Source organism: Flavobacterium sp. DG1-102-2, from assembly GCF_033042555.1.
Classification (GTDB): domain Bacteria; phylum Bacteroidota; class Bacteroidia; order Flavobacteriales; family Flavobacteriaceae; genus Flavobacterium.
The window spans coordinates 233,169-259,538 of the sequence record NZ_JAWLIK010000005.1; the positions used below are offsets into that span (position 1 = coordinate 233,169).

Below are 26,370 nucleotides of genomic sequence, written 5' to 3' on the forward strand. Positions count from 1 at the left end.
TTTAATTAATACATTTGTATATACAAATATTGTACATACAATAAATAACAACAAAATTTAAAAAATAAGAATATGTCAACTACAAAATGGTCAGTAGACCCAACCCACTCAGAAATAGGATTTAAAGTAAAACACATGATGTTTACTAACGTATCAGGCCAGTTTACAAAATTTACTGCCGAAGCAGAAACAGAAGGCGAGCACTTTGACAATGCCAAGTTTACTTTCAGCGGCGATATTGACTCGGTAAACACAGCAAACGCTGACCGTGACGGCCACCTGTTGAGTGCAGACTTTTTTAATGCAGAACAATTCCCTAAACTTACTTTTGAGTCGACTTCATTTGAAAAGAAAAACGAGGGAGAATATACACTTAATGGAAACCTTACGCTTCACGGCGAGACAAGGCCGGTAAGCCTTGATGCAGAATTTGGCGGTATCGCTAAAGACCCATGGGGAAATACAAAAGCTGGTTTAAGCCTTACAGGAAAGCTTAACCGTAAAGATTTTGGCCTTAGCTATAACGCAGCCCTTGAAACAGGCGGTGTACTGCTTGGCGAAGAAGTGAAGCTTAACATTGAGCTTCAGTTCGTAAAGCAATAATATTGTTTTAGGTACTATGTTTGGTTGAACCTGCAGTGCGAAAGCATTGCAGGTTTTTTTATATTTACAAAATAATAAATTATGAGATGAAAATATTTTCTGCTATAATATTCCCTTTTTAACTATTTGCTTGTAAATCCAAAACAAAGAATACTTTAGATAATATTGAAATTTTAGCCGAAGTTGACTATAATATAATTTTAGATAACAAGATAGTTGAAGGAATACCTGTTGAAGTAATTGAAGCAGGTAACCTTAAAGTAATTTCAGGCCATATAATGGCATTTGATCCTTTAGTTTACCCTGACACAAAGCCTTTTATACGTATTGTAAAACCAGGCAATTACCCTGTAAAGATATATTTAGCTAAAACACCCGATTCTGGCGACAGATATGCTTTGGCCAAACTGGAGTTTAGTAGCGAAAGAGCTGAAAAATGGATTTTAGCTGTAACGGAACAGGATTCTATCTTCAATTTGAAAGAGAGAGAATATTTCGGTTTCCCTGTTGATGCCGGATTAGGAGCTTTTTGTGATTATAAAGCAGGAAAGGATTATCTAAAACATGAAACAGATTTTATGAAAGTACATCCTAACGGAAATATTTATGATGATTTTTTTGCAGCTGAATTCAAAAAAAATGCAAGAAACTTAAAAGACCCAACCGATTATGGCGACTGGCTAAATTTTAAAATACCAAATTCTGAAAATAATATTATTATGTTTCAGTCAGGATATGGCGACGGTGCTTACCCGGCGTATTGGGGTATCGATAAAAACGGTGAAATAGTTTCACTTATAGTTGACTTTTTTGTACTACTTAATAAAGAAGAGTAAATAAATTAAGACGACTTAGAATACGTTACCGGGCTGCACTGCGCAAATTTCTCAGGGGCGGTATTCCCAAACTTATGCTCTTTAATATAGATTGACAACAGTCGCCTGAATTCTTTTTCCTTTTCTGGCTTTAAACCTTTTAATTGGTACAGAAAATAATCTATAGTACCATTTGGCTGTATATAAATCCTGTTAAAGCTTCTGGTGGTTTCCTCCCACTTAAAATTGTTCTTCTCCAGAAATCCCATAAATCCTCTTATGTAATTGTAGTAAGCTTCAGTATGCCTTTCTATATCTTTCTCTTTTTTAAAAACGGCGGGGTAGCCTTCCCTGCTGTCAATTGCACTTTTATAAATACTGTCAACCTTTGGGCTGATGCCTTTTTTCTTAGCTTCTTCAAACGGCATTGCGATTTGGCTGTAGCCAATATAAGAAGTGAGCAAAAGGAAGGATAATACTACTTTCATAACAGTTGGTTTAGATTAGTACTGCAAATAACGAAAATTAGTACAATAAAAGTATGACGAATAAAAAATCCCGAAGCTTTCACTTCAGGATTCGTGTATATCAAGATAGTTTTGTCAAATAACCAAAGCTACGCATCGACCAACAATTATTGCTCTTCCTCCTCTACTGTATGCGATTTAGAATACGTACGCCATTTCTCGATGCATTCCTGCATATCTTTCGGAATTTCGCTGTCAAAACGCATGAACTCTTTGGTTGTTGGATGTTCAAAACCAAGTGTTTTGGCGTGCAGTGCCTGGCGCGGCAATATCTTAAAACAGTTGTCTATGAACTGCTTGTATTTTGTAAAGGTTGTTCCCTTAAGAATGATATCGCCACCGTAACGCGCATCATTAAACAAGGTGTGCCCTATATGCTTCATGTGTACGCGTATCTGGTGGGTACGGCCTGTTTCAAGCTTGCAGGTAACTACCGTTACATAACCTAAACGTTCCAGTACCTCATAGTGTGTCACTGCGTGCCTGCCCTGTTCTCCGTCAGGATAAACAGACATTTGCATACGGTCTTTAGGGTGACGGTCTATATTGCCCTCTATCGTGCCTTTGTCGTCTTCTACATTACCCCAAACTATGGCTACATACTCCCTTTCAGAAGTTTTGTCGGCAAACTGTTTGGTAAGGTGTGTCATGGCCTGCTCTGTCTTGGCAATAACCAGAAGCCCTGATGTATCTTTATCGATACGATGTACAAGGCCCGGCCTTTCACTGCTGTTCATCGGCAGGTTTTCAAAATGATACGCCAGTGCATTAACAAGCGTACCCGAATAATTACCATGTCCCGGATGCACTACCATTCCCGGTTCCTTGTTTATAACAAGCAGCTGGTCATCTTCGTACACTATTTCTAACGGAATATTCTCCGGTGTCAGCAGGTATTCGTATGGCGGGTGCTCTAAAAGCATCCTTACAACATCATTAGATTTTACTTTCTGGTTGGATTTTACAGGAACATCATTAATATATATATTTCCGTTCTCCGCTGCCTTTTGGATTTTGCTGCGCGTAGCATTTTCAATAAGGTTCATTAAAAACTTATCAACCCGTAATGGCGATTGTCCCTTTCCTGCCTCAAAACGATAGTGTTCATACAACTCTTCGTCCGGCTCCTGCTCTATAATTGGTCTGTTACTCATCTTCCTTTTGCGTTTCTGCCGCCTTTACCGTGTCACTCTCTTCTACATAACCTGTTTTCCCGTCGCCAAGAACAAGGTCTATTTTAGAAGCCTTAAGTACTTTATCGCCTTTTTTAAGTTTTTTGCCATTTTGCCATACTTCAAGCACAACATCTTTTGCAAGATACGGCTTGTAGGTCTTCTTACCTTCTTCAAGGCCTACTGTCTTTAAAGCAGGCAGGGCAGCCCTGTAAGTTCTCTGGATAATATCCGGCAGCGTGATTGTGGCATATCCGGCCGAATTCAGTTTTACATAAATCTTTCTGCCATCTTTTACATTAGCCTTAGGCAGCGGATCCTGCTGTACAATTGTATACGGAGGGAAATCTGCTCTAAAGTCAACAGTATCAAGGACTACATATTCAAGGTCGATGCCGTCAAGAGTTTCCTCTGCCTTTTCAAGGTTCATTTTTCTAAGGTCCGGTACAGGAATTTCCTGTCCGTGATTAGTAGCATAGGCAAGGTACTGGAGTATCAGGAAAATCGTTACGCACACAATCCCGAAAGCAATTGCAAGCTGTTTAAAAAACACTTTACTCTTTAAAAAATCTTTTAAGGTCATCTAATATGAATTTTGGCAAAGATATAAATAATACTAAACTTTATTAGTTTCCACAAATAATGATATTTTTGTGTGGGCTTACACCTGTAAATATAACGCTTATATGTGGCAATTCGTGTAGGCTTTTAAATCATAACCCTTGTAAAAAATGAATGTAGCAGTAGTAATGGGCGGATATTCAGATGAATCCGTTATTTCTAAACGCAGCGGACAGCTGATCCTAAAGAATCTTGACCGTACTAAATATACCCCGTTTGAGGTGCATATCCTTCCTGAGGGGTGGAATGTAATCGTTGACGGACAGCAATACCCTATCAATAAAGGCGACTTCTCTTTCGAAAAAGACGGAAAAAAAACCACTTTTGACGTTGCTGTAAATACCATTCACGGTACGCCGGGCGAAGACGGGCATATGCAATCGTACTGGGAACTGCTTGACCTTCCTTACACGGGCTGCGGATTTTATCAGTCGGCGCTTACATTCAACAAGAGAGACACATTATCAGTACTTTCTAAATTCAACATACCAAAAGCAAAATCAATATACATTTCTAAAGGCGATACAATATCTGCACAACAGGTTGCTGATACTGTAGGCCTTCCGTTTATGGTAAAGCCGAACCAAAGTGGCAGCAGCCTTGGCGTATCTAAAGTAAATGACCTGGCCGAATTTGAAAAGGCTCTTGAATTTGCTTTCGCGGAAGATAATGACATCCTTATTGAAGAATACCTTAAGGGCACAGAAGTATCTGTGGGGGTGCTTAATCTTAACGGAAAAACTACGGTTCTTGGTTTAACTGAGATCATATCACACAATGACTTCTTTGATTATGAAGCAAAATACCAAGGGAAATCAGACGAAATAACCCCTGCAAGACTCGATGCCGAAACAGAGCAGAAAGTAAGGGATACAGCAGCTAAAGCCTATGAAGCATTGGGCATGAGCGGTTTTTCCCGTACCGATTTTATAGTAAGGGATGGCGAACCTCATTTTATTGAGATCAACACTAATCCTGGATTATCCGGGCAAAGCATCTTTCCGCAACAGGCAGAGTATGCGGGTGTAGCGTTCTCTGACCTGCTTGACAGCGAAATTAAACTGGCTATGGCACGTAAAGTGCTGTGGAAGAAATAGTAGTTAAAACCCTGACATCGGACTTAAAACATCGGACATCGGACAAAACAAAACAACATGAAAATAGCAGTATTCCCGGGATCATTTGACCCCATTACTTTGGGGCATTACGATATCATTAAACGCGGCGTGAGCCTTTTTGACAAAGTTATTGTTGCCATTGGCGTAAATGCCGAAAAAAAATACATGTTCTCTCTTGAAGAGCGCAAGCGCTTTATAGAAGAGTCGTTTGCCAATGACCCTAAAGTTGAAGTGATTACCTACGAAGGCCTTACTATAGACCTTTGCCGAAAAGTTGGTGCAGGTTTTATACTTCGCGGGCTTCGCAATCCTGCCGACTTTGAGTTTGAAAAAGCCATTGCCCATACAAACAGGCAGCTGTCTAAAATCGAGACGGTGTTCCTGCTTACTGCGGCAAGCACATCATACATTAGCTCGAGCATTGTGCGCGACGTACTTCGCAATGGAGGCGATTATACTATCCTTGTACCCGATGCTGTAAGAGCTAAATAAGCCCATGAAAAGATTTTTACTGTTACTTTTATTTACCTGCATATTATCTGCTCAAAAAAAGCCCATGTATACAACACCTTATGAAAAAGGCAACGGCAACCAGACAGCAACCTATGAAGAAACGATAGCATTCTTCAGGCTGCTTGACAACGATTTTGAAAGCATAAAAATGCTGGAAATGGGCCCTACCGACAGCGGCGAACCGCTGCATATCGTGATATATAATCCAGACAAGTCTTTTGATTTTGAGAAGATACACAGGGATAAGGCAGTATTGCTGCTTAATAACGGCATTCATCCCGGTGAGCCGGATGGTATAGATGCTACCATGATGCTGTACCGTGACCTGGCTACAGGAAAGCGCAAAGCGCCAAAAAACACAGTAATAGTAAACATTCCCATCTATAACATTGGCGGGGCGCTCAACAGGAATTTGCACACTCGTGCCAACCAAAATGGCCCTGAGAGTTATGGCTTTCGTGGAAATGCCCGCAATTATGACCTTAACCGCGACTTTTTAAAGAGCGACACCCGCAACGCCAGAAGCTTTGCACAAATCTTCCATACGGTTAACCCTGATGTTCTTATAGATAACCATGTGAGCAATGGCGCTGACTATCAATACATTTTTACTTACATAGCGACACATCACCAAAAACTTGGCGGCGAATTAGGCGCTTACTTTAAGGACGAAATGATGCCCGAAATACTGGCAGCTATGAAAGCTAAAGGAATTGAAGCAACACCCTATGTAAATGTGCACGACACCAAGCCAGACACCGCAGGCTTTGAGCAGTTTATGGATTATCCGAGGTATTCTACAGGGTACGCTTCCATGTTTAATGTACCTGGATCTATGCCCGAAACCCATATGCTTAAAGAGTATGCTTTGCGTGTTAAAGTGACCTACGAATACATGGTGGAATCGCTTGCGTACATTGACAGTAACCATAATAGGATAAAGCTGTTACGTTCTGAAAATCTGGAAAACTACAAACCGGGAACGCGCTACACCCTGCAATGGGAGATAGACTCTACCGAGGTTACTCCCCTGCCGTTCTTAGGCTACAAAGGCGACTATAAAAACAGTGAAGTTACAGGCAAACCAAGACTATACTATGACAGAAAGCAGCCTTTTAACAAGATGGTGCCCTACTATCAAACCTATAAACCTGTAACACAGGTAGTCATACCACAATCGTATATCATTCCGCGCTCATGGTGGAACGTTATAGACCTGCTAAAGATCAACAACATAGCAATGGAACCGCTTATTAAAGATACTGAGTTTGAAGTAGAAAGCTATCGCATAAAAGACTTTAAAACAAGTAAGGAAAGTTATGAGGGACATTATCCACATAACGCTGTGAATGTGGAAACTACAACAAAAAAAGTGCTTTTTCATAAAGGCGATCTTGTAATAAACACGCAGCAGCCGGGAGTTAAATACCTTCTCGAAACCTTAGAACCACAGGGCGTTGACTCTTATTTTACCTGGAACTTTTTTGATGCCATACTTCAGCAGAAGGAATATTTTTCTGATTATGTGTTTGAAGACACGGCAGCAGCACTGCTAAAAAGCGACAAAACCCTTAAAGCAGCTTTCGAAAAGAAAAAACAGGAAGACAAAACTTTTGCAGACAATGCAGAAGCCCAGCTGGACTGGGTTTATCGCCATTCGGTGTATTATGAAAAGACACATATGGAGTATCCGGTGTACCGAAAATTGAAATAAATTTCCGTAGCCTAATGTTACGCTTTACGTTCTCCAAACGCGGTTTTTGTGCGTAAAATTAAAACAAATTAAACCATTGATTTACAACAATATGAAAATCAATGTTACTTATTTGGTTTTTCGAAAAAGGCTTTGTTTTCTAAAAAAATTATTTTACTTTAAGTGTAAGAATTTTCGATTACATTTATGGCTGTAAAATCAGCTATAAATGAAAATTATAACATTTCATTTTTACCCCAAACTTTTCTTAGCACTTTTTATAGGTTTTATACTTTGTACCATTATTGGAACTGTTAGCCATGAGTTAGGTCATGCAGCGGTTACAGCCTCACAAGGGCGTTCGTTTACAGTTCATTACGAATCGATGTCGCCGGGAAGGCCACTATGCCTTAACGAATTAAATGCCGAATACGAAAAAAATAAGGATAAGATAAATCAGGATACACCATCGCCGGAAAAGGATGCTTATTTAAAATTCAGGAAGAGCCTTGCAAAAAAATACAAGTATCAGGATCTGTGCATGAGACTTGGTGGTCCATTACAGACGATGATTACTGGGACTGTAGGTTTTATGCTATTGTGGCTTAGTAGAAAGAAAACCCCAGGCGCCACTTCCCTATCTTTTAACCAGTGGCTTTTCGTATTACTTGGTTTCTTCTGGTCAAGGCAGCCTGCCATACTACTTCAAAAGATTTATTTTAAATCCATAGGTCATAACGGGCATGGCGATGAAGAAAACATTGCGCGCCATCTCCATCTTAACGAGTGGAGCGTTATTACACTATGGGGAATTACAGGTGCATTTGTTCTTCTATGGATTACATTTTATGCTATCCCAACAAAACAGCGTGTGACATTTATTACTGCGGGGCTATCAGGCAGTATTTTAGGCGCCTATATTTGGTTTTCATTACTTGGCCCGGTGTTGCTCCCATAAAATTCATAATCAAATGATTACAAAAAACACTGCGTATTATTTTTTTTATTATTTTTAACAAAAAACCACCAACCCATGAAAAAAATTTACTTAAACGCAGCATTGTTCGCAACGCTATTTTCCGTGCATGGCTATGCCCAGAATAACTATACGGTAGAGTCAATTCCGTATCAGGTATATGCGACTACAGCGCCTTTTGCAGCGACGTTAGATGATATGTATTCTGAAACATTTACTATTCCTTTTAATTTTAACTTCTTTGGAGAAGACCATAATCAATTTCTGGTATCTACAAACGGATATATAGATTTCAGGACTGAACTGGCAGGAATAGGCTCGCCATGGAATTTTGATGACCTTATACCTAATCCAGATTTTCCTGTAAAAAATGCCATCTTAGGCTGTTATCATGACATGAATAATGCAGTAGCAGATGCTCAGGGCACAATAACATGGACAGTTTCAGGTAATGCACCCTACAGGCAGTTTGTACTTATGTTTAATAACCAGCCCCATTTTTCCTGCGGTGTAACAGCAACCAGTTCTTTTCAGGTTATTTTATACGAAACATACAATTATATAGACGTACAAATAACAAAAAAAGACATTTGTACTTCATGGATTAATGGAGCCGCCGTAGTAGGAATTGTAGATCCTACAGGTCTTACGGCTTATGCACCCCCAGGCCGAAACACGGGCGCGTGGACCGTAACGACAGGCGAAGGCTGGCGTTTCAGGCCGCAGGTAGGGCCTGTTTACAGATATGTAAAATGTGACGACAATGCCGATGGTCTTGAAATTTTCAGCCTTTCGCTAGTAAAGGATGACCTTGACCCTACAGCTGTTTTTTATGCAACGCTTGCAGATGCAGTAAACGCAGTAAATCCTATTGCTGTTACAGACTATGCCAATACGATACCTTTTGAGCAGACTACAATTTATGCTGTTTATGCAACACAGATTACACCTGTTCAGCTTAGCCCTACCGACTGCAGCCTGCCTTTTGATATGGATGGTGTACCTACATCTGTTGAAGACCTTAACGGCGATGGCAACCTTGCCAATGACGATACTGATGGCGATGGAATCCCTAACTTTATAGATAACGACGACGATGGCGACCTTGTACCGTCGTCAGAAGAATACATATTCCCTGTAGGCCCTCCAAATACAAATGACAATGAAGGAATACCCCTTGATACCGATGGAGACGGCATACCAAATTACATTGATAATGATGATGACAACGACGGCATACTTACAGTAGATGAGGATTACAACCTGAACGGCGATCCTACTGACGATGACCTGAACAACAATGGCGTAGCCGATTACCTTGATTTTGAAACTACAGCCGGTATCCCCGACTTGTTCAAAAAAACCATCTCACTCTATCCTAATCCGTCTTCAGATGTACTGAATATCGAAAATGGCTCAGGAAAAGAGATATCAGGTATAACGGTCTATTCGGTCAACGGAGTTATTGTAAAACAAACTGCCAACGGCAGCCAGATCTTAGTGTCAGACCTGCAAAGCGGCATTTACGTCGTAAAGGTTCAGGTAGATAACCAGATACTTAACTACAAGTTCATTAAGAAGTAAAAATATAAATCCAGTAAAAAACCCTTTATGCATGCTGTAACATGCATAAAGGGTTTTCTTATTTACAGGTCTATACCTATTTCTCTATCTCAACATTTTCAAAAAGAAGTTTGATATTTTCGTAAGAATTACCCAATGCTTCTCTGATTTGCTCAGGGTTAAGCCATGCTACCTTCTCTATGCCTTCTTCTATCTGCCCAAAAAGCTTGCCGGTGTAATTGGTTTTCATTTCAAACCAATGGGTAATCTTAAGCCTGTAAGTACCGTTACGTTTAAAAACGTGATATGTTTTTTGCAGTTTTTGGACAATTTCCAAACCGCTCACACCTGTCTCCTCCTCCACTTCGCGCATGGCAGTGTCTTCAATTTCCTCATGCTTTTCAATACCGCCCTTAGGCAGGTCCCATTTTCCGTTACGGAAAATAAAAAGCACTTCGCCTTTTTTATTATACACGAGTCCGCCTCCGGCTTTGGCCACAGGAATTTTTTCTTTGAGAACCTTAAGCGTTTCCTTTTCATCAGGATGGTACAAAAAGGCTTTTTTAACCTTATTGTTAAACATATTTACTATCAATTGTTCAATATCAACGCTTTCCAGTAAGAACATCCTGAAGTCAGTTTCTCTTTCTACAGTATTTGTCAAAAAAAGAGGTTTCTCGTTTACAAAAACTTTATACATTTGCAGTATGATTTTCAATATAGACACAGCCAAAAAAACAGCCGAATTGCTTTTACAAATAAACGCAATTAAATTAAATCCTAAAAATCCTTTTACATGGGCATCCGGATGGAAATCGCCTATTTATTGTGATAACAGGATAACACTCTCATTTCCACCGATAAGAAATTACATTCGCGAGGAATTTTCCAAACACATAGAAAAAGAGTTTGGCAAGCCCGATGTTATTGCAGGTGTTGCCACCGGAGCAATAGGCATAGGCATGCTTGTAGCTGAATATATGGGACTTCCGTTTGTATATGTGCGCCCTGAGGCTAAAAAACACGGCCGCCAGAACCAGGTAGAAGGCTTTCTTCAAAAAGGCCAGAATGTTGTAGTGGTAGAAGATCTTATAAGCACAGGAAACAGCAGCCTTATGGCGGTTGAAGCCCTAAAAGCAGCCGGAGCAAATGTAAAAGGGATGGTAGCCATCTTTACTTACGGTTTTGACATTTCTGTACAAAACTTTAAAGATGCAAATGTTACCCTGCACACACTTGGTAACTATGAGACACTGCTCGACCTTGCGGTTTCTAAAAAATATATTACCGAAGAAGAACAGGAAACGCTTAAGGAATGGAGCAAAAGCCCGTCTACATGGAATCAATAAAGTAAATCAGAACACCAAATTCCAAAAATAAGCCTTAAATAAGATTTCTGATTTAATCTTATAATCCGGAATTTAAAAAATAAAACAATGAACTTAGAGAGCCCTAAAGTAACGGTAGAAAAACCGGCACAATATATCTTTGACCAGCTTATAGACGTAAGGAACTTTGAAAAGCTGATGCCTGAAAACATTGCTAAGTTTGAAGTGACAGGCGAGGAGTCTTTTATTTTTGCGCTTAAAGGCATGCCGGAGATAAAGCTGAAGCTTAAAGAAAAATCGGCGCCTAATAAAGTTATTCTGGGTGCTGCAAGCGACAAGCTTCCTTTTACCCTTACTGCAAACATCGATACGGTTACCGATGCATCAAGCGCAGTTCAGCTTTTCTTTGAAGGAGAATTTAATGCCATGATGGCAATGATGATTAAAGGTCCAATAAGCAAATTTATAGAGACACTTGCGCAGAATATGCACAAACTATAAAAGCAAAAAAACCGATAAAAAAGGCCTTTTAGTATTTACTGAAAGGCTTTTTTTATATTTTTATACAATAACTTTTTTAAGATGAGAAAAAAAATGTCAGCCCTCTTGCTACTGCTATTAACCCTGACAGCAGGCTATGCACAGAATAACCCCGAAATTGAGAAAAAATTGCTGGCTCAGGCAAACGATATGGGTAAAAAATTCATTGCAAAAGATTATGCCGCTTTTTTAAAATACTCTCACCCTGCAACGATAAAAGCAATGGGCGGGCAGCAAAAAATGCTTCAGGAAACAAAAAAAAGCTTCCAGGAACTTGAAAAAGACGGTGTGCAATTTCTTAGTGTAAAGTTTGGAGAGCCTTCTAAGATACTAACCGTAGGCAAAGAGCTGCAATGTACTATTCCTGAAATTGTAGAAATGCATATTACTGGCGGCAAGTATACTACCATTTCTACCATGATAGCCATATCTGAAGATAAAGGCAATAACTGGTATTTTCTTGACACGGGCGGAAACGACCTTGACCTGATGCAAAGGCTGCACGCAAACCTCTCTAACGAGCTGGTTATCCCTGCTCCGTCTGACCCTATATTTGAAGAAGACGTAAAAACAGAATAACACTAACGAACCTCAAAACCTGTCCGTTAAAGATATTATAAAACAACAATTTTAGATGTGGCTTTTGAGTACTTTTAAGCTATATTAATAAAACACTCCATGAAAGACATTAATGATTTTGAACTGCACTACGACCTTGCCGAAGAAATGAGCGGTCAGGAGCTTGTAGAGATACATATAGGCGACGTTAACCTGCCAACAGGAAAGATTATTGTTGCCGATCCGTTCTTTTCATTAGAACAGAGGCCGTTTTCGCGCACTGTAGAGCCCGATAAATACCCCGTATATATTTACATGACCGAGGTAGACCAGCTGCACCACAGGATTGCATACGCAAAAATCAAACTAAGGCCTGAGGATGCTACAAAGTGGATTCTTGCCCTTACCGATGATCTTACCAGCGAAGAACTGAAAGACCTTGGCGAAGACGAGTTTTACGGTTTTCCTGTAGAATCAGGGCTTGCCTGTTTTCTGGATGAAGAAACAAATAATGCCTTTATAAATAAAATGGACGAACTACAGGAAAATAATCCTGAGTCTAATTACTATGAAGATGTTTTGGCAGATGAATTCAGGGAATACTCTGGCAAAAATAATTTTTCACGAGAACTTGGCGACTGGAATGACCACCGCCCTGACGCTGAATCTGACAATAACGTCATCATATTTGCTTCAGGATGGGGAGACGGATACTACCCTGCTTACTGGGGACTTAACGAAAACGGCGACACAGTAGAGCTTGTTATCGATTTTCTTATCAACGAATTTGACCCTGAAGGCTCAGACGACGAAGATGATGAAGAAACAGATGAAGGTAATAGCCTTAAGATTGTTTAGAGACATTAGATAATAGACGTGAGATGAGAGACGTCAATCGGAACCCAAAAAAGTCCCGCTTTAAAATTTAAAGCGGGACTTTTTTATATTATAGTACTATCTTAAATCTTTTTAATAAAGCAATTGCACTTCCTTTATTCCGTAGGATGCAATACTGTTGTCTTCCAGCTGTACTATAAGGCTTCCTGTTTTAGAAACCTCTTTAATAATCCCCATAAAACGGGTACCGTTTTTTTCAAATGGCATAGGCACATCCTTTTTAAACAGGAGGTTATGGTATTTGTTCCATATAAGCCCGGTTTCCTTATGCAGTAATGCCGCTACATTTCGTTTTAGATTTTCTACAATTGCTTTCATTATAGCCCCTTTGTCACACTCCCTTCCTGTAAGCAGCGCCAGTGAAGTAGCTTTAGCCAAATCACCGAACGCTATTTGATTGACATTAAGGCCTATGCCGATTACAGAGAACACTTCACCGTTATTCTTAAGGCTGTTTTCTATAAGTATGCCACTAATTTTTTTTGAGCCTGCCAAAATGTCGTTAGGCCATTTTATGGAAAGTTGGCCGATATGAAAACTTTCCAGAGCCTGTATAATACTAACGGCCACAGCAGCGTTGAGATAAAACAGTTCACTAACATCTATTATTAAATCCCTGACCAACACACTAAAGGTAAGGTTTTTACCCGGCTCAACACTCCACTTTGCCCCCATCTGCCCTTTGCCTGCTGTCTGGTTTTCGGCAGAAACCACGGTAAAGTTCTCAAGGTACTGTGAAGAAGATAACGACTTTAGATAGTCGTTTGTAGAGTTAATGGCATTGAGTTTGATAATATTCATTACAAATAAGTCCGTATTGCTTTTAAATGCAGTAATCTTTCATGTTAAGGTTCAAAAGTAAATACAAAAAATGATAACTTTGCGAAAACATATAATTTTAAATGGCTAAAAAAAACATAAGCAATGATGATCTGCTGGCTAATATCATCAAAGGGATTGAAGAAGTAAAAGGAAATGATATAGACATCCTTGACCTTAGGGCCATAGACAACACCGTTTGCGATTATTTTGTAATATGTAACGGTACTTCAAACACACAGGTGAACGCTATAGTTCACTCTATCCAAAAAACAGTTTCCAAATCACTAAAAGACAAGCCTTGGCATGTTGAAGGTACTGAAAATGGCGAATGGGTTCTTATGGACTACGTTAACATCGTTGTACACGTTTTCCAGAAACACATCCGCGAATATTACAATATAGAAAGCCTTTGGGGAGATGCCAAAATCACATCGATAGGAAACAACTATTAATAATCGAAATTCATGTCAAAAGATAATAAACCTACTAAGCTTAAAGTTAGCCCATGGCTGATTTATGGCGGAATATTACTTATATTCCTTGCAATACAATATGTTGCAGGCGGTTCTAGCTGGAAAGACCCTAAACAGATCTCTCTGGCAAAGTTTTACAAATATCTTGATAAAGGCGAGATTAATAAGGTAACATTTACTAAGAACACAGCAGAAATTTACCTGAAAGAAGATGCATTAAAACTACCTGAAAACGACAAGGTCAAGAAAGATTTCTTAGACAGGCCAAACAAAGGCCCTCATTATACTGTGCAAACAGGTAATGCCGAAGAATTCCAGAAAAGGCTTGACGCTGCACGCGAAGCAGGAAGACTAAATGATTACGACCCGCAGCCGGAAAGCAACTGGGGCGAGGTGATACTTACCTTCCTCCCTATCCTTCTTATCGTAGGTGTATGGATATTCATGATGCGCAGGATGTCAGGCGGCGGTGCAGGCGGTGGAGGTGGCCAGATCTTCAACATAGGAAAATCTAAAGCCAAGCTGTTTGACGAAAAGAACGATATTAAAGTAACATTTAAAGATGTTGCCGGACTTGAAGGTGCTAAAGAAGAGATACAGGAAATTGTAGAATTCCTTAGAAATCCTGAAAAGTATACTAACATAGGTGGTAAGATACCTAAAGGAGCGCTTCTTGTAGGACCTCCCGGAACAGGTAAAACCCTTTTAGCCAAAGCCGTAGCCGGTGAAGCTAAAGTACCTTTCTTCTCCCTGTCAGGTTCTGACTTTGTTGAGATGTTTGTAGGTGTGGGTGCATCAAGGGTTCGTGACCTGTTCAAACAGGCAAAAGAAAAATCGCCAGCCATTATCTTTATTGATGAGATTGACGCTGTAGGCCGTGCCCGTGGAAAAAATAACTTCTCAGGATCTAACGACGAGCGTGAAAACACCCTTAACCAGCTTCTTACTGAGATGGATGGTTTCGGAACAAATACTAACGTTATTGTACTTGCTGCTACTAACCGTGCCGACGTACTGGACAAAGCGCTTATGCGTGCAGGACGTTTTGACAGGCAGATCTATGTAGACCTTCCGGACATTCGTGAGAGAAGGGAAATATTTGAAGTACACCTTAAGCCGCTTAAAAAGGCCGAAGACCTTGATACCGAATTTCTTGCTAAACAAACTCCCGGTTTCTCAGGTGCAGATATTGCAAATGTTTGTAACGAAGCTGCCCTTGTAGCTGCAAGAAAAGACAAAAAAATGGTTGACAAACAAGACTTCCTTGATGCGGTAGACCGTATTGTGGGCGGACTTGAAAAGAAAAACAAGATTGTTTCTCCTGAGGAGAAGAGAGCTATTGCAATACACGAAGCAGGCCATGCAACAGTTAGCTGGATGCTTGAGCATGCTGCCCCTCTTGTTAAAGTTACTATTGTACCACGAGGCCAGAGCCTTGGTGCTGCATGGTACCTTCCTGAAGAAAGGCTTATTGTAAGGCCTGACCAGATGCTTGACGAAATGTGTGCTACCATGGGAGGCCGTGCTGCCGAAAAGGTGATCTTTAACAGGATTTCTACCGGTGCATTAAGCGACCTTGAAAAAGTAACAAAACAGGCTCGCGCAATGGTTACCGTTTACGGCCTTAATGATAAGGTGGGTAACGTTACTTACTATGATTCTAGCGGACAAAGCGAGTATAACTTCTCTAAGCCATACTCTGAAGATACTGCAAAAGTAATCGACCAGGAGATATCAACTCTTATTGAAGACCAGTATACAAGAGCTATACAGCTTCTTGAAGAGAACAAAGACAAACTGCTTAAGCTTGCCGATATACTTATTGAGAAAGAAGTGATCTTTAAAGATGACCTTGAGGAAATTTTTGGAAAGCGCCCTTTCGACCGTCATGAGCATGAGGTAATTACAGAAGCATAGGCATTTTTATTGCCAATATTTACAAAAAATCTTAATTCAATCCACAAATTGAATTAAGATTTTTTTATCTTTGAGCATATCAGAGGAAATAAGGGATAGAAGGTATGAGTCTTTTCAAGAAAATTTTTGGCGCAGTAAATGATGTTTCTGGTGAAGAAAGAAATTCGGATTCGAATCCTTTCCTTCCCGAAGAGCAACTTCCTGTCGACGAACTTTTTATGTTAAATTTCAAGAAGAACGGTGGTAAATTTATTTACTGTGATAATCTTACTGAAGTGCATGAGCAGTTCCTAAATGTACTTGAAGAAAACGACTGGTTTGAGTGCGAAGTGATGTGCTTTGAACCTAAACTTCATGTGTTGCTCGACGAAAACAAGCTAAATTACACAAAACCCGTCTCTCCTAAGTTCCTTTTGGCATCTTGTGAAAACCTTATTGCAGACGAAGGTTCGATCCTGTTTTCATCTAACCAGATAAAACAGAACAAACCTAACGAATTGCCCGCAAACATTGTTATTGTTGCCACCACGAGCCAGCTTTTAGGCAACAAAAGCGATGGCCTGAGGGAGATTAAAAAGAAATACGACAAAGACTACCCTACCAATATCACAACCATTAAATATTTCGAAAAAGTAAAGGAAGAAGATTTCCTGCATTACGGCAGTTCTGTTAAAAATCTTTATCTGCTTCTTTTAGAAGACCTGTAGTATGAATGAAAGTATCGTCAGGACGCTTTCGGGAGTTGTTTACATTGTACTCCTTATAGGCGCAACCCTACTCTCCCCTGAAAGTTTTATACTGCTGTTTGGCATCTTCCTGCTTATCGCAATTACCGAATTCTGCCGTCTGGCAAATCTTAAAAAAGCTACGCCTGTCATAATGGGAATAGCTGGCTTAATCATTTTTGCTCCATACATTACAACAGATATGTACAGCAACCTGTTATTAAATGCAGGTGCGCTTCTTATAAACATCGCATTACTTTTTGAGCTTTTTAAAAAAGGCCCAAATGCACCGAGGGACACAATGGGAAAACTGGCGAGGCTTACAGGTTACGTAATTCTGCCATTCATTCTTATTATACGTCTGCCATTCCTTATTCCCAGTATTTATACACCTTATATCATCATAGGAAGCTTTATATTGATATGGACCAACGATACCTTTGCATACATCGTTGGCAAAACCATGGGAAAAACAAAGCTGTTTGAGCGCATATCGCCTAAAAAGACTGTAGAAGGCTTTCTTGGCGGTATGGTATTTACCATCCTTGGCGCCTACATACTAACCCGTTTTGATATTTTTATTACACCGGTATTCAATTCTTTCCTTACCTGGATAGGAGCAGCAATCATCCTTGTGATATTCGGTACGCTGGGCGATCTTGTAGAGTCGCAGCTTAAACGAAAAGCAGGTGTAAAAGACAGCGGAAATATAATGCCGGGCCACGGCGGAATATTAGACAGGCTGGATAGTATTATATTTGCAATACCTTTTCTATTTTTGTATTACCAAATTTTAACCTATGTTTCATAAAGAAGGAGCTAAGCTCATTTTTATCGGGCTATTTACAACAGTAGTAATAGCATTGCTTGCAGAACGTTTTATTCCAAGCGCAACAATTAAGATCATAGTTCAGGTCATAGCACTTGCTTTCCTGATTCTTATCTTACAGTTCTTCAGGAATCCTAAACGTTATGTTCAGGCAACAGACCACAACATTATAGCACCGGTAGACGGTAAAGTAGTGGTAATCGAGGAGGTATATGAGCCGGAATACTTTAAGGACAAACGCCTTCAGGTTTCTATTTTCATGTCGCCTATCAACGTACACGTTACGCGTTATGCTGTAAACGGACTGGTAAAATTCAGTAAATACCACCCGGGTAAATACCTTGTGGCATGGCATCCTAAAGCCAGCGAAGAAAACGAGCGCACAACCATTGTGATTGAAAATGTGCTTTTTGGCGAAATACTATACCGCCAGATTGCAGGAGCATTGGCAAGACGTATCGTTAACTACGCACAGGAAGGAATGCAGGTTGTACAGGGTACAGATGCAGGTTTCATAAAATTTGGTTCAAGAGTGGATTTATTCTTACCTTTAGGTACAGAAGTAAATGTAAAACTTGGCGAAAAAGCCATTGGTGGTAAGACCATAATTGCAACAAAAGCTTAATGCAGGAAAAAGATCTGGACACTTTGTTTCTTGAGGCTTATGAAAAAGCCTCTAATATGACAGAGGCGCTCCCTCAGGATGTCATGCTGCGTATCTATGCCTACTATAAACAGGCTACACAAGGCATGCCCTATATGAATAACTATGCAAGCTTTGATTTGCGTAATGCTTTTAAAATGAATGCCTGGATGCAGGTACGTCACCTAAGCGCTGATGACGCCAAGAAATTGTATATAGAAATTATCAATTCTCTAATAAAATAAATATCGTTATGAAAAAAGTAAAGATCCTACTTTCAGCTTTTGTAGTAATAGCAGCGCTTCAGTCTTGTAAAGAAAAAAGTGACCTTGAAGAGGTAGTAGCTACTCCTGAACCTCAAAAAGAGCAGGCAGCACCACTAGGAAACCCTGACGACGTAAAAGCAGAAGGCGGCCCTTTCCAGGTTGCTAAACTTGGGTATAAATATGACGCACTTGCGCCAAACATCGATGCAAAAACAATGGAGATCCATTATTCTAAGCATTATAAAAAATATACAGACGAACTGAACAAAGCTGTTAAAGGTACACCTCTTGAATCTAAAACAATCGAGGACATCCTTAAAACACTTGACCCTGAGAACAAAGCGGTTAGAAATAACGGCGGCGGTTACTACAACCATACTTTCTTTTGGGAAATTATGGGCCCTAATGCAGGTGGAGCGCCTAAAGGTGCAATTGCAGAAGCCATCAATAAAGACTTCGGTTCTTATGAGGCATTCAAAACGCAATTTGCCGAGGCTGCTACTAAGCAGTTTGGTTCAGGATGGGCATGGCTTGTAGTTGACCCAAGCGGTAAACTTGTTATCGGCAGCACTCCAAACCAGGACAACCCGTTAATGCCTAACACAGGTGTTGCAGGTAAACCGGTATTAGCCCTTGACGTATGGGAACATGCATACTACCTAAACTACCAAAATAAAAGACCGGACTACATTACTGCTTTCTTTAATGTTATCAACTGGGATGCTGTTGCTAAAAAATATGACGCTGCATTAGTAAAATAATTACTGCTGCAACACAATAGAATTATCCGCCTTAGGGCGGATTTTTTGTTTTTATATCTGCAAATAACCAAATTAAACAAACCCACTATTCTAAAATTTGCCTGTTTAAAAAAAAAGCACCATTTTTGAAAATCTTAAACAAAACGAAACCCAATAAACTAAACAAACAATACTAAATGAAATACCTATACCCGCTCTCATTACTATTGCTTTTGGTTTCCTGCCAAAAAGAAGAAAAAAAAGTTGTAGACCGCAAAAAAGCCGACTGGTCATTTTATAAGCTGGAAGGTGATGTAAAAAGCATTGGACTGAAGTCATGGCAGGTTAATGATAAGCTTGAAAAAATAAAGACCCTTCATGAAGACATGAGCAAACATGACAGTGAAATGGTATTTGATGACAATGGAATGCTTGTTTCTGAAAAATCTTACCTTAGCGATAAGCCTTTTGAAGAGTCAACTTATAAAGGCAGGGAGAAAAAACAACAGACGCTTCAGTACATAGGCGATGCAGTAGGTATTAAAATTGATTACGACTACGATAAGTCCGGCAACAATACTGCTATTACAAGGCGCAATCCTGACAACAGCCAGATTGACCGCATCGAAATGAAATACCAGGGCAAAAACATAGCACAGAAAACTACCTTCAGCGCCCAGAACAATCCTAATGACAAAGTTGCTTACCTATACGACAGTAAAGGCAATATTATACAGGAAGATATTTATCTTGCCTCAGAATCGGTTCAGTACAAAGCTGTGAACAAGTACGACAAAAAGAACAGGAAGATATCTGAAGCGCGTTACGATAAGGATTCAAAAAAACTGTATGAAACAGTTTCAAAATATGACGGTGATAACCTTATGAAGAAATTTACTGTTGATGCTAAAGGTGTGGTAGATTATTCTGAAGATTTCACGTATGACGACAAAGGCAATGTACTGACGCATCTTACTTTTGAAAAATTTGACAATTCAAAAACGCTGGATATGTATGCGTATGATGATAAAGGCAACAAGAGGGAATGGGCTGTTGAAAAAAACGGAAAACCTTTCATGAAAGCTTCGTTTGACTATGATGACAAAAACAACACTACAGTAATAAGCGTAACAGATGCTGCCGGCAAACAGGTAGACAAAAGGGAATATGCTTACGATTATGATAAAAAAGGCAACTGGACCAAGAAAACAATACGCATTAACGGCGTTCCCCAATTTGTTGAAGAAAGACAGATCGTCTATGCTGACGACGCCGGCCAGGAATAAAAAAACAGGAAATAAATAAACACGGCTGCCAAATGGCAGCCGTGTTTGTATTATATATAACCTGACTATTTCAGGCTTTCAAGGCTTTGTTCTATAGTCGCAATCTTGGCAAGGGCATCTGCCTCTTTTTGCCTTTCCATAGCTACAACTTTTTCAGGGGCGCTGCCTACAAATTTTTCGTTAGACAGTTTTGCCTGCACCGACTTCAGGAAACCACGGTTGTAGTTAAGCTCCTCGGTTAGCTTAGCTATTTCTTCCTCAACATTTACAGCGCCGTTTACCGGCACAAAGTATTCGTTAGAGCGTACCCTAAAGGTAAGTGCACCGTTTATTTTTTCGGCAGTATATTCTAACGATGAAATATTACCAAGTTTAGCTATAACACTATCGTACTCATCTGATATTCCTTCATTATTAACCACTTTAAGCTCAATAGCGTCTTTCTGCGGAATATTTTTCTCTTTTCGTATTGTTCGTATACCGGCAATAACTTCAGCCGCTACATCAAAGCCTGCAATAAGCCTTTCGTCAGCTTGTTTAACCGTAGGCCATTGAGAAATGATAAGCGCTTCCTCTTTGCTTCTTTCAGCAATCAGGTGCCATATCTCTTCTGTAAGGAACGGCATAAAAGGATGAAGCAGCTTAAGGTTATTTTCAAGCATTTCTATAGCGCTGTTAAACGTAGTCCTGTCTATTGGCTGCTGATAGCCAGGTTTGATCATTTCAAGGAACCATGAACAGAAATCATCCCATACCAGTTTATAGATTGCCATAAGCGCATCAGATATCCTGTATTTTTCAAAATGGTCTTCAATCTCGGCAACAGTTTTATTCAGTTTTGCTTCAAACCAGTTTACGGCTTTACGCGCATAATCCGGTTGTTCTATATCGGCTACCTCCCACCCTTTTATCAGTCGGAAAGCATTCCAAATTTTATTAGTAAACGCTTTACCCTGATTGCAAAGTTCTTCGTCAAAAAGAATATCATTACCGGCAGCAGCGCTCAATAGCAATCCTACACGTACACCATCTGCACCAAATTTCTCTATCAGGTCAAGAGGATCTGGCGAGTTACCTAACGATTTTGACATCTTACGACGCTGGCTGTCCCTTACAAGACCTGTCAGGTAAACATTGCTGAATGGTTTTTCACCTGCAAATTCATAACCTGCGACAATCATCCTCGCTACCCAGAAGAAAAGGATATCCGGTCCGGTAACAAGGTCATTCGTAGGGTAATAATATTTAAACTCTTCGTTTTCAGGATTCACCACACCATCAAAAACCGACATTGGCCATAACCATGCAGAGAACCAGGTATCCAGTGTATCCGGATCTTGTCTTAGCTCAGCCACAGTAAGACTTTGATTTCCCGTTCTCACTTTGGCTAAAGCCAAAGCATCAGCCGGAGTATTGGCAACAACAAAATCTTCCTTGCCTTCACCATAATAGTATGCAGGAATCTGCTGTCCCCACCATAGCTGGCGCGAAATGTTCCAGTCACGGATGTTTTCCATCCAGTGGCGGTACGTGTTATTAAAACGGTTAGGATATAGCTTTACATCTTCCGTTTCAAGAACAGCTTTAATAGCCGGTTTGGCCAGCTCCTCCATCTTAAGGAACCACTGGTCAGAAAGCCTTGGTTCAATAACCGCTTTTGTCCTTTCAGAAGTGCCTACTTTATTAACGTGGTTTTCTATTTTTTCAAGATTACCAATAGCTTCAAGGTCTTTTGCAATTTCGTCCCTAACTACAAAACGATCTTTGCCTGCATACTGAAGTCCGAAACTGTTAAGCGTAGCATCTTCATTAAAGATATCTATGATCTCAAGGTTATGCCTTTCGCCAAGCTCTTTATCGTTTACATCGTGTGCAGGAGTCACTTTAAGACATCCTGTACCAAACTCCATATCCACATACTCATCAAAAATGATTGGGATAACGCGGTTGGCAATAGGCACAATAGCTTTTTTACCTTTAAGGTGCGTATAGCGCTCATCGTTAGGATTTATGCATATCGCAGTATCGCCCAATATTGTTTCGGGGCGGGTTGTAGCAACAACAACAAAATTGTTAGTCCCTTCAATCTGGTATTTTAAATGGTATAGTTTGCCCTGTCTTTCTTCGTAGATAACTTCTTCGTCAGAAAGTGTCGTTTTTGCTTCAGGATCCCAGTTTACCATACGGAAACCTCGGTAAATAAGCCCTTTATTATAAAAGTCAACAAACGATTTTATAACCGCCGCCGACATATCATCGTCCATTGTAAACTTGGTGCGTTCCCAGTCGCATGAAGCGCCCAGCTTTTTCAGCTGGTCTAGGATAACGCCTCCGTATTTGTGTGTCCAATCCCAGGCGTGGCCTAAAAATTCCTCGCGGGTAAGGTCATTTTTATTGATACCCTCTGCCTTAAGTTTAGCAACGACCTTAGCTTCTGTAGCAATAGATGCGTGGTCTGTACCCGGCACCCAGCACGCATTATATCCTTTAAGGCGTGCGCGACGTATAAGTACATCCTGAATGGTGTTGTTAAGCATGTGGCCCATGTGTAGTACCCCGGTCACGTTTGGCGGAGGTATTACAATAGTGTAAGGCGTTCTGTGGTCAGGCTCAGAATGAAAGTAATTGTTTTTCATCCAGTAGTCGTACCATTTGCTCTCGGCTGTCTTGGCATCAAATTGCGATGGGATCGTCATAACTTACGGTGCTTGTTAGTATTCCAAAAAATATTGGTATGTTTTTTGTAAAATGTATGCAAAAGTAACCATATAAGTACAATTTTAAAAAAACATTATAGCATTATTTGCACATTAATTTAAACGCAGTATTTTTACTAAAACTAAACCACTACTACCATGAAAAGAATTTTAGGGCTTATAGCAGTTATATTGATCACTACAGCTTCTTATGCACAGGCAGGAGCTAAAATGGAACTTAAATCTGACACAGTAGATTACGGAACAACCAGCAAGGGCGACGATAACGGCATAAGGACCTTTGAATTTACAAACACAGGAGACGCCCCTTTAATTATTAAAGATGTAAAATCAAGCTGTGGATGCACTGTACCTTCATGGACAAAAGATCCTGTTGCTCCGGGAAAATCGGGCAAGATAGAAGTAAAATATAATATGAATCCGGGGCCTATAAGGAAAACGATAACCGTACAATCTAATGCTGTTAACCACCCAGACGGCGTTGTAGCGCTTAAGCTTAAAGGTGAAGTAGTAGAAAAAAAGGAAAGCAGCGTTCTTGATAAAAAGAAAGCGATACCAAATCAGTAATTACATAGATATAACTTCAGGCTCCGCATTTGCGGAGCTTTTTGTTTTTATAACGATTTTTGACTAAAACGTTAGAGAGTAACAATTTTGCTATTGTAAATTATATAATCTCTAAAAAAAATCGCAAATTTGCACCCTATCATTATAAAAATTCATTACAATGCCTCACGTATCTAATAAAGGCAGGCAGATGCCTGAATCTCCTATCAGGAAACTGGTTCCTTACTCTGAAATCGCAAAAAAGAAAGGCCATAAAGTATATCACCTGAACATTGGGCAGCCTGATATCAAAACTCCTGAAGTGGCGCTTGATGCTATAAAAAACAATGACATAAAAATATTAGAATACAGCCATTCTGCAGGTTTTGAAAGCTACAGAACCAAGTTGGCTGCAAGTTACCAGACAAATGGTGTTAACGTAAACCCTGAGAACATCATCATAACAACAGGTGGTTCTGAAGCGCTTATGTTTGCCCTGGGAAGCACAATGGATGCAGGTGACGAAATCATCATTCCGGAGCCATTTTATGCTAATTATAACGGATTTTCAGTTGCATCTGGTGTAACAGTTGTTCCTGTTATTTCTACCATAGACGAAGGTTTTGCCCTTCCTCCTATCGCCGACTTTGAAAAACTTATTACTTCTAAGACTAAAGCAATACTTATCTGTAACCCGGGTAACCCAACAGGATACCTTTATACGCAGGAAGAGATTCAGCAATTGGCCGAACTGGTTAAAAAACACGACCTTTTCCTTATTGCGGATGAAGTTTATCGTGAATTTACGTATGATGGAGACAAACATTATTCTGTAATGAATGTAGCGGGTATCGAAGAAAACGCGATCATGATAGATTCTGTCTCTAAACGTTACAGCATGTGCGGCGCAAGGATAGGATGTATCGTTTCTAAAAATAAGGAAGTAATGGCTACTGCAATGAAATTTGCACAAGCTCGCCTTAGCCCTCCTACTTTTGAACAGATTGCAAGCGAAGCCGCCCTTGAAACACCTCAAAGTTATTTTGACGAAGTTATTGGCGAATACAGAGACAGAAGAGATACCTTAATCAGTGAACTTAGCAAAATTGATGGTGTTAAGGTAGCAACGCCTAAGGGCGCATTTTACTGTATCGCTAAACTACCGGTAAACAATGCCGATGATTTTGCACAATGGTTATTAGAATCATACGACCTTAACGGAGAAACAGTAATGGTTGCCCCGGCAGCAGGTTTTTATTCTACGCCAAATGTAGGCCTTGACGAAATAAGAATTGCTTACGTCCTTAAAAAAGAAGATCTTATACGCTCTGTTGAAATACTTGCAGATGCAATAAAGAAATACAATAGTAAATAATTATTATTCATTTACAATTATAAAAGCCTTCCTTCACGGAAGGCTTTTTTTCGTTATCTGCAGACTGATTTTTAAACAGAAAAGAATACATTTATACCATTGTATAATTTTTAAGCTATGGACAAAAAGCATCCCGAATTAGAACAGATAGTAAACTTTCTTACCTCAATAAATATTGAGGTTGTAGAGGCAGTCATTCCTGAGACTACTTTTCTACCGGGCCTTCATCTTGGCCCAAATACAATTTTTATTGATTTCAGCAAATTGAAATATCCTGGAGATCTGTTGCATGAGGCAGGACACATTGCGGTTACTACTCCCACCCAGCGCGAATTGATAGGTACCGAAAACATGCCTGAGGACTGGCCAACACAAGGTGACGAAATCGCAGCTATTTTGTGGTCGTATGCAGCACTCAATCACTTAAATCTTCCCACTGAATTTGTTTTCCATGAGAATGGATACAAAGGCAGCTCAGAATGGTTTATAGAGAATTTTACCAATGGCAGATATATGGGACTTCCACTCTTACAATGGTTTGGTATGGCTCATTCAAATGATGATGTTTCCAACTATAATAAGCCTGCTTTCCCTGCAATGCAAAACTGGCTGAGGCCGGAATAAATGTAATTGATACTTCAAAGTTCATCTTTCACAGCACCACTAAGCGCTCCTATTTATCGCTTGTATCTGCTGGTAGGCAGGGCTAAGCAAAAACTGACGCGCCTTCTTTGAACTTCAGTCTTCTCTATATTAGGCCTAAAACAAACCGGGCTGCCAATGGCAGCCCGGTTCTTTTGTTCTTTATGTTACTTACTATCTCTTAAGTGAGAAGTGCGCTTTAAATTCTTTTGTTACGGTGTTTACACCGTCAAACTCAGGGTAGGTTACCGTGAACCAGTAGTCATCAGCAGGGAGCTGTGCCCCGTTGAAGGTCCCGTCCCATCCATCGCTCTCAAGGTCTGGGCTTATCTGTTTGATAAGCTTGCCGTAGCGGTCAAAGATGTAGATAACAGATCCTGTTCCCTGAAGCCCTATGATGTTCCAGGTGTCATGGAACCCGTCTCCGTTAGGGGTAAAGAAGTTAGGGTAGTCTACTACGCTCAC

The 26,370-nt window shown here is 40.0% G+C and carries 29 protein-coding genes; 22 read left to right on the plus strand and 7 right to left on the minus strand.

Translation table 11 applies throughout. From position 1 onward, the window contains the following. Nucleotides 1-72 precede the first annotated feature (72 nt). Together R1T16_RS09855 and R1T16_RS09860 are read left to right on the plus strand one after the other, a co-directional pair. Complete coding sequence (locus R1T16_RS09855) at nucleotides 73-603, plus strand: YceI family protein (protein ID WP_317500929.1); 531 nt, start codon at nucleotides 73-75, stop codon at nucleotides 601-603. 263 nt (nucleotides 604-866) lie between these two features. Beyond that, on the plus strand, nucleotides 867-1,439 hold the full coding sequence (locus tag R1T16_RS09860) for a DUF4241 domain-containing protein (RefSeq protein WP_317500962.1): 573 nt from the start codon (nucleotides 867-869) through the stop codon (nucleotides 1,437-1,439). A 5-nt stretch (nucleotides 1,440-1,444) separates the two neighbouring features. Here R1T16_RS09860 and R1T16_RS09865 read toward each other — a convergent pair whose 3' ends face one another. From R1T16_RS09865 to R1T16_RS09875, 3 genes are all read right to left on the minus strand, one after another. Next, complete coding sequence (locus R1T16_RS09865; protein ID WP_317500930.1) at nucleotides 1,445-1,906, minus strand: hypothetical protein; 462 nt, start codon at nucleotides 1,904-1,906, stop codon at nucleotides 1,445-1,447. A 146-nt stretch (nucleotides 1,907-2,052) separates the two neighbouring features. Then, complete coding sequence (locus tag R1T16_RS09870) at nucleotides 2,053-3,099, minus strand: RluA family pseudouridine synthase (protein WP_317500931.1); 1,047 nt, start codon at nucleotides 3,097-3,099, stop codon at nucleotides 2,053-2,055. Continuing rightward, nucleotides 3,092-3,700 (minus strand): PASTA domain-containing protein, encoded by a 609-nt coding sequence (locus tag R1T16_RS09875; RefSeq protein WP_317500932.1) that lies wholly within the window; start codon nucleotides 3,698-3,700, stop codon nucleotides 3,092-3,094. Before R1T16_RS09875 ends, R1T16_RS09870 begins: the two co-directional genes overlap by 8 nt. Before the next feature lie 148 nt (nucleotides 3,701-3,848). Here R1T16_RS09875 and R1T16_RS09880 point away from each other — a divergent pair, with 148 nt between their 5' ends. The 5 genes from R1T16_RS09880 to R1T16_RS09900 all read left to right on the plus strand — a co-directional run bounded on the left by R1T16_RS09880 (nucleotide 3,849) and on the right by R1T16_RS09900 (nucleotide 9,622). After that, a complete protein-coding gene (locus R1T16_RS09880; RefSeq protein WP_317500933.1) occupies nucleotides 3,849-4,835 on the plus strand; it encodes a D-alanine--D-alanine ligase in 987 nt (328 codons plus the stop codon). Nucleotides 4,836-4,892: 57 nt separating this feature from the next. Further along, nucleotides 4,893-5,348, plus strand: coding sequence for a pantetheine-phosphate adenylyltransferase (coaD, locus tag R1T16_RS09885; RefSeq protein ID WP_317500934.1), 456 nt, complete (start codon nucleotides 4,893-4,895; stop codon nucleotides 5,346-5,348). 4 nt (nucleotides 5,349-5,352) lie between these two features. Beyond that, entirely contained in the window at nucleotides 5,353-7,083 is a 1,731-nt protein-coding gene (locus R1T16_RS09890; RefSeq protein WP_317500935.1) for a M14 family metallopeptidase, read from the plus strand. A gap of 208 nt (nucleotides 7,084-7,291) precedes the next feature. Then, on the plus strand, nucleotides 7,292-8,020 hold the full coding sequence (locus R1T16_RS09895) for a hypothetical protein (RefSeq protein ID WP_317500936.1): 729 nt from the start codon (nucleotides 7,292-7,294) through the stop codon (nucleotides 8,018-8,020). 75 nt (nucleotides 8,021-8,095) lie between these two features. Then, nucleotides 8,096-9,622: a T9SS type A sorting domain-containing protein gene (locus R1T16_RS09900; protein WP_317500937.1), complete on the plus strand. Its 1,527-nt coding sequence runs from the start codon at nucleotides 8,096-8,098 to the stop codon at nucleotides 9,620-9,622. A 76-nt stretch (nucleotides 9,623-9,698) separates the two neighbouring features. Here the strand turns inward: R1T16_RS09900 and R1T16_RS09905 are convergent, their stop codons facing one another. Continuing rightward, complete coding sequence (locus R1T16_RS09905) at nucleotides 9,699-10,301, minus strand: NUDIX hydrolase (RefSeq protein ID WP_317500938.1); 603 nt, start codon at nucleotides 10,299-10,301, stop codon at nucleotides 9,699-9,701. A gap of 7 nt (nucleotides 10,302-10,308) precedes the next feature. Here R1T16_RS09905 and pyrE point away from each other — a divergent pair, with 7 nt between their 5' ends. The 4 genes from pyrE (at nucleotide 10,309) to R1T16_RS09925 (ending at nucleotide 12,885) form a co-directional block, all read left to right on the plus strand. After that, complete coding sequence (gene pyrE, locus R1T16_RS09910) at nucleotides 10,309-10,950, plus strand: orotate phosphoribosyltransferase (RefSeq protein WP_317500939.1); 642 nt, start codon at nucleotides 10,309-10,311, stop codon at nucleotides 10,948-10,950. Between the two features lie 87 nt (nucleotides 10,951-11,037). Beyond that, a complete protein-coding gene (locus R1T16_RS09915; protein ID WP_317500940.1) occupies nucleotides 11,038-11,430 on the plus strand; it encodes an SRPBCC family protein in 393 nt (130 codons plus the stop codon). A gap of 81 nt (nucleotides 11,431-11,511) precedes the next feature. Then, nucleotides 11,512-12,048: a hypothetical protein gene (locus tag R1T16_RS09920; protein WP_317500941.1), complete on the plus strand. Its 537-nt coding sequence runs from the start codon at nucleotides 11,512-11,514 to the stop codon at nucleotides 12,046-12,048. Between the two features lie 99 nt (nucleotides 12,049-12,147). Beyond that, nucleotides 12,148-12,885, plus strand: coding sequence for a DUF4241 domain-containing protein (locus tag R1T16_RS09925; protein WP_317500942.1), 738 nt, complete (start codon nucleotides 12,148-12,150; stop codon nucleotides 12,883-12,885). 111 nt (nucleotides 12,886-12,996) lie between these two features. Here the strand turns inward: R1T16_RS09925 and R1T16_RS09930 are convergent, their stop codons facing one another. After that, nucleotides 12,997-13,725, minus strand: a complete 729-nt coding sequence (locus tag R1T16_RS09930) for a biotin--[acetyl-CoA-carboxylase] ligase (RefSeq protein WP_317500943.1) — start codon at nucleotides 13,723-13,725, stop codon at nucleotides 12,997-12,999. Between the two features lie 101 nt (nucleotides 13,726-13,826). Here R1T16_RS09930 and rsfS point away from each other — a divergent pair, with 101 nt between their 5' ends. From rsfS to R1T16_RS09970, 8 genes are all read left to right on the plus strand, one after another. Next, entirely contained in the window at nucleotides 13,827-14,198 is a 372-nt protein-coding gene (gene rsfS, locus R1T16_RS09935) for a ribosome silencing factor (protein WP_317500944.1), read from the plus strand. A 12-nt stretch (nucleotides 14,199-14,210) separates the two neighbouring features. Continuing rightward, the gene (gene ftsH, locus R1T16_RS09940; protein WP_317500945.1) at nucleotides 14,211-16,136 is read left to right on the plus strand and encodes an ATP-dependent zinc metalloprotease FtsH; all 1,926 of its coding nucleotides are present in this window, start codon (nucleotides 14,211-14,213) and stop codon (nucleotides 16,134-16,136) included. 104 nt (nucleotides 16,137-16,240) lie between these two features. Further along, complete coding sequence (locus R1T16_RS09945) at nucleotides 16,241-16,843, plus strand: lactate utilization protein B/C (protein WP_317500946.1); 603 nt, start codon at nucleotides 16,241-16,243, stop codon at nucleotides 16,841-16,843. Nucleotide 16,844: 1 nt separating this feature from the next. Further along, nucleotides 16,845-17,672, plus strand: a complete 828-nt coding sequence (locus tag R1T16_RS09950) for a phosphatidate cytidylyltransferase (protein WP_317500947.1) — start codon at nucleotides 16,845-16,847, stop codon at nucleotides 17,670-17,672. Continuing rightward, complete coding sequence (locus R1T16_RS09955; RefSeq protein ID WP_317500948.1) at nucleotides 17,662-18,315, plus strand: phosphatidylserine decarboxylase family protein; 654 nt, start codon at nucleotides 17,662-17,664, stop codon at nucleotides 18,313-18,315. Before R1T16_RS09950 ends, R1T16_RS09955 begins: the two co-directional genes overlap by 11 nt. After that, nucleotides 18,315-18,578: an acyl-CoA-binding protein gene (locus tag R1T16_RS09960; RefSeq protein ID WP_317500949.1), complete on the plus strand. Its 264-nt coding sequence runs from the start codon at nucleotides 18,315-18,317 to the stop codon at nucleotides 18,576-18,578. Before R1T16_RS09955 ends, R1T16_RS09960 begins: the two co-directional genes overlap by 1 nt. Before the next feature lie 8 nt (nucleotides 18,579-18,586). Then, on the plus strand, nucleotides 18,587-19,360 hold the full coding sequence (locus R1T16_RS09965; RefSeq protein ID WP_317500950.1) for a superoxide dismutase: 774 nt from the start codon (nucleotides 18,587-18,589) through the stop codon (nucleotides 19,358-19,360). A gap of 176 nt (nucleotides 19,361-19,536) precedes the next feature. After that, nucleotides 19,537-20,625, plus strand: a complete 1,089-nt coding sequence (locus tag R1T16_RS09970; RefSeq protein WP_317500951.1) for a hypothetical protein — start codon at nucleotides 19,537-19,539, stop codon at nucleotides 20,623-20,625. Between the two features lie 65 nt (nucleotides 20,626-20,690). On the opposite strand, the gene R1T16_RS09975 is transcribed toward R1T16_RS09970, so the two are convergent. Further along, nucleotides 20,691-23,321 (minus strand): valine--tRNA ligase, encoded by a 2,631-nt coding sequence (locus R1T16_RS09975; RefSeq protein ID WP_317500952.1) that lies wholly within the window; start codon nucleotides 23,319-23,321, stop codon nucleotides 20,691-20,693. 159 nt (nucleotides 23,322-23,480) lie between these two features. Between R1T16_RS09975 and R1T16_RS09980 the strand changes: the two genes are divergently transcribed. From R1T16_RS09980 to R1T16_RS09990, 3 genes are all read left to right on the plus strand, one after another. Then, nucleotides 23,481-23,909, plus strand: a complete 429-nt coding sequence (locus R1T16_RS09980; protein WP_317500953.1) for a DUF1573 domain-containing protein — start codon at nucleotides 23,481-23,483, stop codon at nucleotides 23,907-23,909. Nucleotides 23,910-24,069: 160 nt separating this feature from the next. Beyond that, nucleotides 24,070-25,263, plus strand: coding sequence for a pyridoxal phosphate-dependent aminotransferase (locus R1T16_RS09985; RefSeq protein ID WP_317500954.1), 1,194 nt, complete (start codon nucleotides 24,070-24,072; stop codon nucleotides 25,261-25,263). Between the two features lie 117 nt (nucleotides 25,264-25,380). Beyond that, a complete protein-coding gene (locus R1T16_RS09990) occupies nucleotides 25,381-25,887 on the plus strand; it encodes a hypothetical protein (protein WP_317500955.1) in 507 nt (168 codons plus the stop codon). A gap of 192 nt (nucleotides 25,888-26,079) precedes the next feature. On the opposite strand, the gene R1T16_RS09995 is transcribed toward R1T16_RS09990, so the two are convergent. Further along, the coding region (locus R1T16_RS09995; RefSeq protein ID WP_317500956.1) for a T9SS type B sorting domain-containing protein at nucleotides 26,080-26,370 on the minus strand (291 nt) is incomplete at its 5' end.

Excerpts from the sequence above, each read along its gene's own strand:
- R1T16_RS09950 (WP_317500947.1), top strand. The coding sequence starts at position 16,845 with ATGAATGAAAGTATCGTCAGGACGCTTTCGGGAGTTGTTTACATTGTA.
- R1T16_RS09945 (WP_317500946.1), top strand. The coding sequence starts at position 16,241 with ATGAGTCTTTTCAAGAAAATTTTTGGCGCAGTAAATGATGTTTCTGGT.
- R1T16_RS09870 (WP_317500931.1), bottom strand. The coding sequence starts at position 3,099 with ATGAGTAACAGACCAATTATAGAGCAGGAGCCGGACGAAGAGTTGTAT.
- R1T16_RS09895 (WP_317500936.1), top strand. The coding sequence starts at position 7,292 with ATGAAAATTATAACATTTCATTTTTACCCCAAACTTTTCTTAGCACTT.
- R1T16_RS09865 (WP_317500930.1), bottom strand. The coding sequence starts at position 1,906 with ATGAAAGTAGTATTATCCTTCCTTTTGCTCACTTCTTATATTGGCTAC.
- R1T16_RS09990 (WP_317500955.1), top strand. The coding sequence starts at position 25,381 with ATGGACAAAAAGCATCCCGAATTAGAACAGATAGTAAACTTTCTTACC.
- R1T16_RS09875 (WP_317500932.1), bottom strand. The coding sequence starts at position 3,700 with ATGACCTTAAAAGATTTTTTAAAGAGTAAAGTGTTTTTTAAACAGCTT.
- coaD (WP_317500934.1), top strand. The coding sequence starts at position 4,893 with ATGAAAATAGCAGTATTCCCGGGATCATTTGACCCCATTACTTTGGGG.
- R1T16_RS09960 (WP_317500949.1), top strand. The coding sequence starts at position 18,315 with ATGCAGGAAAAAGATCTGGACACTTTGTTTCTTGAGGCTTATGAAAAA.
- R1T16_RS09985 (WP_317500954.1), top strand. The coding sequence starts at position 24,070 with ATGCCTCACGTATCTAATAAAGGCAGGCAGATGCCTGAATCTCCTATC.
- R1T16_RS09920 (WP_317500941.1), top strand. The coding sequence starts at position 11,512 with ATGAGAAAAAAAATGTCAGCCCTCTTGCTACTGCTATTAACCCTGACA.
- R1T16_RS09955 (WP_317500948.1), top strand. The coding sequence starts at position 17,662 with ATGTTTCATAAAGAAGGAGCTAAGCTCATTTTTATCGGGCTATTTACA.
- rsfS (WP_317500944.1), top strand. The coding sequence starts at position 13,827 with ATGGCTAAAAAAAACATAAGCAATGATGATCTGCTGGCTAATATCATC.
- R1T16_RS09930 (WP_317500943.1), bottom strand. The coding sequence starts at position 13,725 with ATGAATATTATCAAACTCAATGCCATTAACTCTACAAACGACTATCTA.
- pyrE (WP_317500939.1), top strand. The coding sequence starts at position 10,309 with ATGATTTTCAATATAGACACAGCCAAAAAAACAGCCGAATTGCTTTTA.
- R1T16_RS09915 (WP_317500940.1), top strand. The coding sequence starts at position 11,038 with ATGAACTTAGAGAGCCCTAAAGTAACGGTAGAAAAACCGGCACAATAT.
- R1T16_RS09970 (WP_317500951.1), top strand. The coding sequence starts at position 19,537 with ATGAAATACCTATACCCGCTCTCATTACTATTGCTTTTGGTTTCCTGC.
- R1T16_RS09975 (WP_317500952.1), bottom strand. The coding sequence starts at position 23,321 with ATGACGATCCCATCGCAATTTGATGCCAAGACAGCCGAGAGCAAATGG.
- R1T16_RS09880 (WP_317500933.1), top strand. The coding sequence starts at position 3,849 with ATGAATGTAGCAGTAGTAATGGGCGGATATTCAGATGAATCCGTTATT.
- R1T16_RS09905 (WP_317500938.1), bottom strand. The coding sequence starts at position 10,301 with ATGTATAAAGTTTTTGTAAACGAGAAACCTCTTTTTTTGACAAATACT.
- R1T16_RS09890 (WP_317500935.1), top strand. The coding sequence starts at position 5,353 with ATGAAAAGATTTTTACTGTTACTTTTATTTACCTGCATATTATCTGCT.
- R1T16_RS09900 (WP_317500937.1), top strand. The coding sequence starts at position 8,096 with ATGAAAAAAATTTACTTAAACGCAGCATTGTTCGCAACGCTATTTTCC.
- ftsH (WP_317500945.1), top strand. The coding sequence starts at position 14,211 with ATGTCAAAAGATAATAAACCTACTAAGCTTAAAGTTAGCCCATGGCTG.
- R1T16_RS09965 (WP_317500950.1), top strand. The coding sequence starts at position 18,587 with ATGAAAAAAGTAAAGATCCTACTTTCAGCTTTTGTAGTAATAGCAGCG.
- R1T16_RS09855 (WP_317500929.1), top strand. The coding sequence starts at position 73 with ATGTCAACTACAAAATGGTCAGTAGACCCAACCCACTCAGAAATAGGA.
- R1T16_RS09925 (WP_317500942.1), top strand. The coding sequence starts at position 12,148 with ATGAAAGACATTAATGATTTTGAACTGCACTACGACCTTGCCGAAGAA.
- R1T16_RS09980 (WP_317500953.1), top strand. The coding sequence starts at position 23,481 with ATGAAAAGAATTTTAGGGCTTATAGCAGTTATATTGATCACTACAGCT.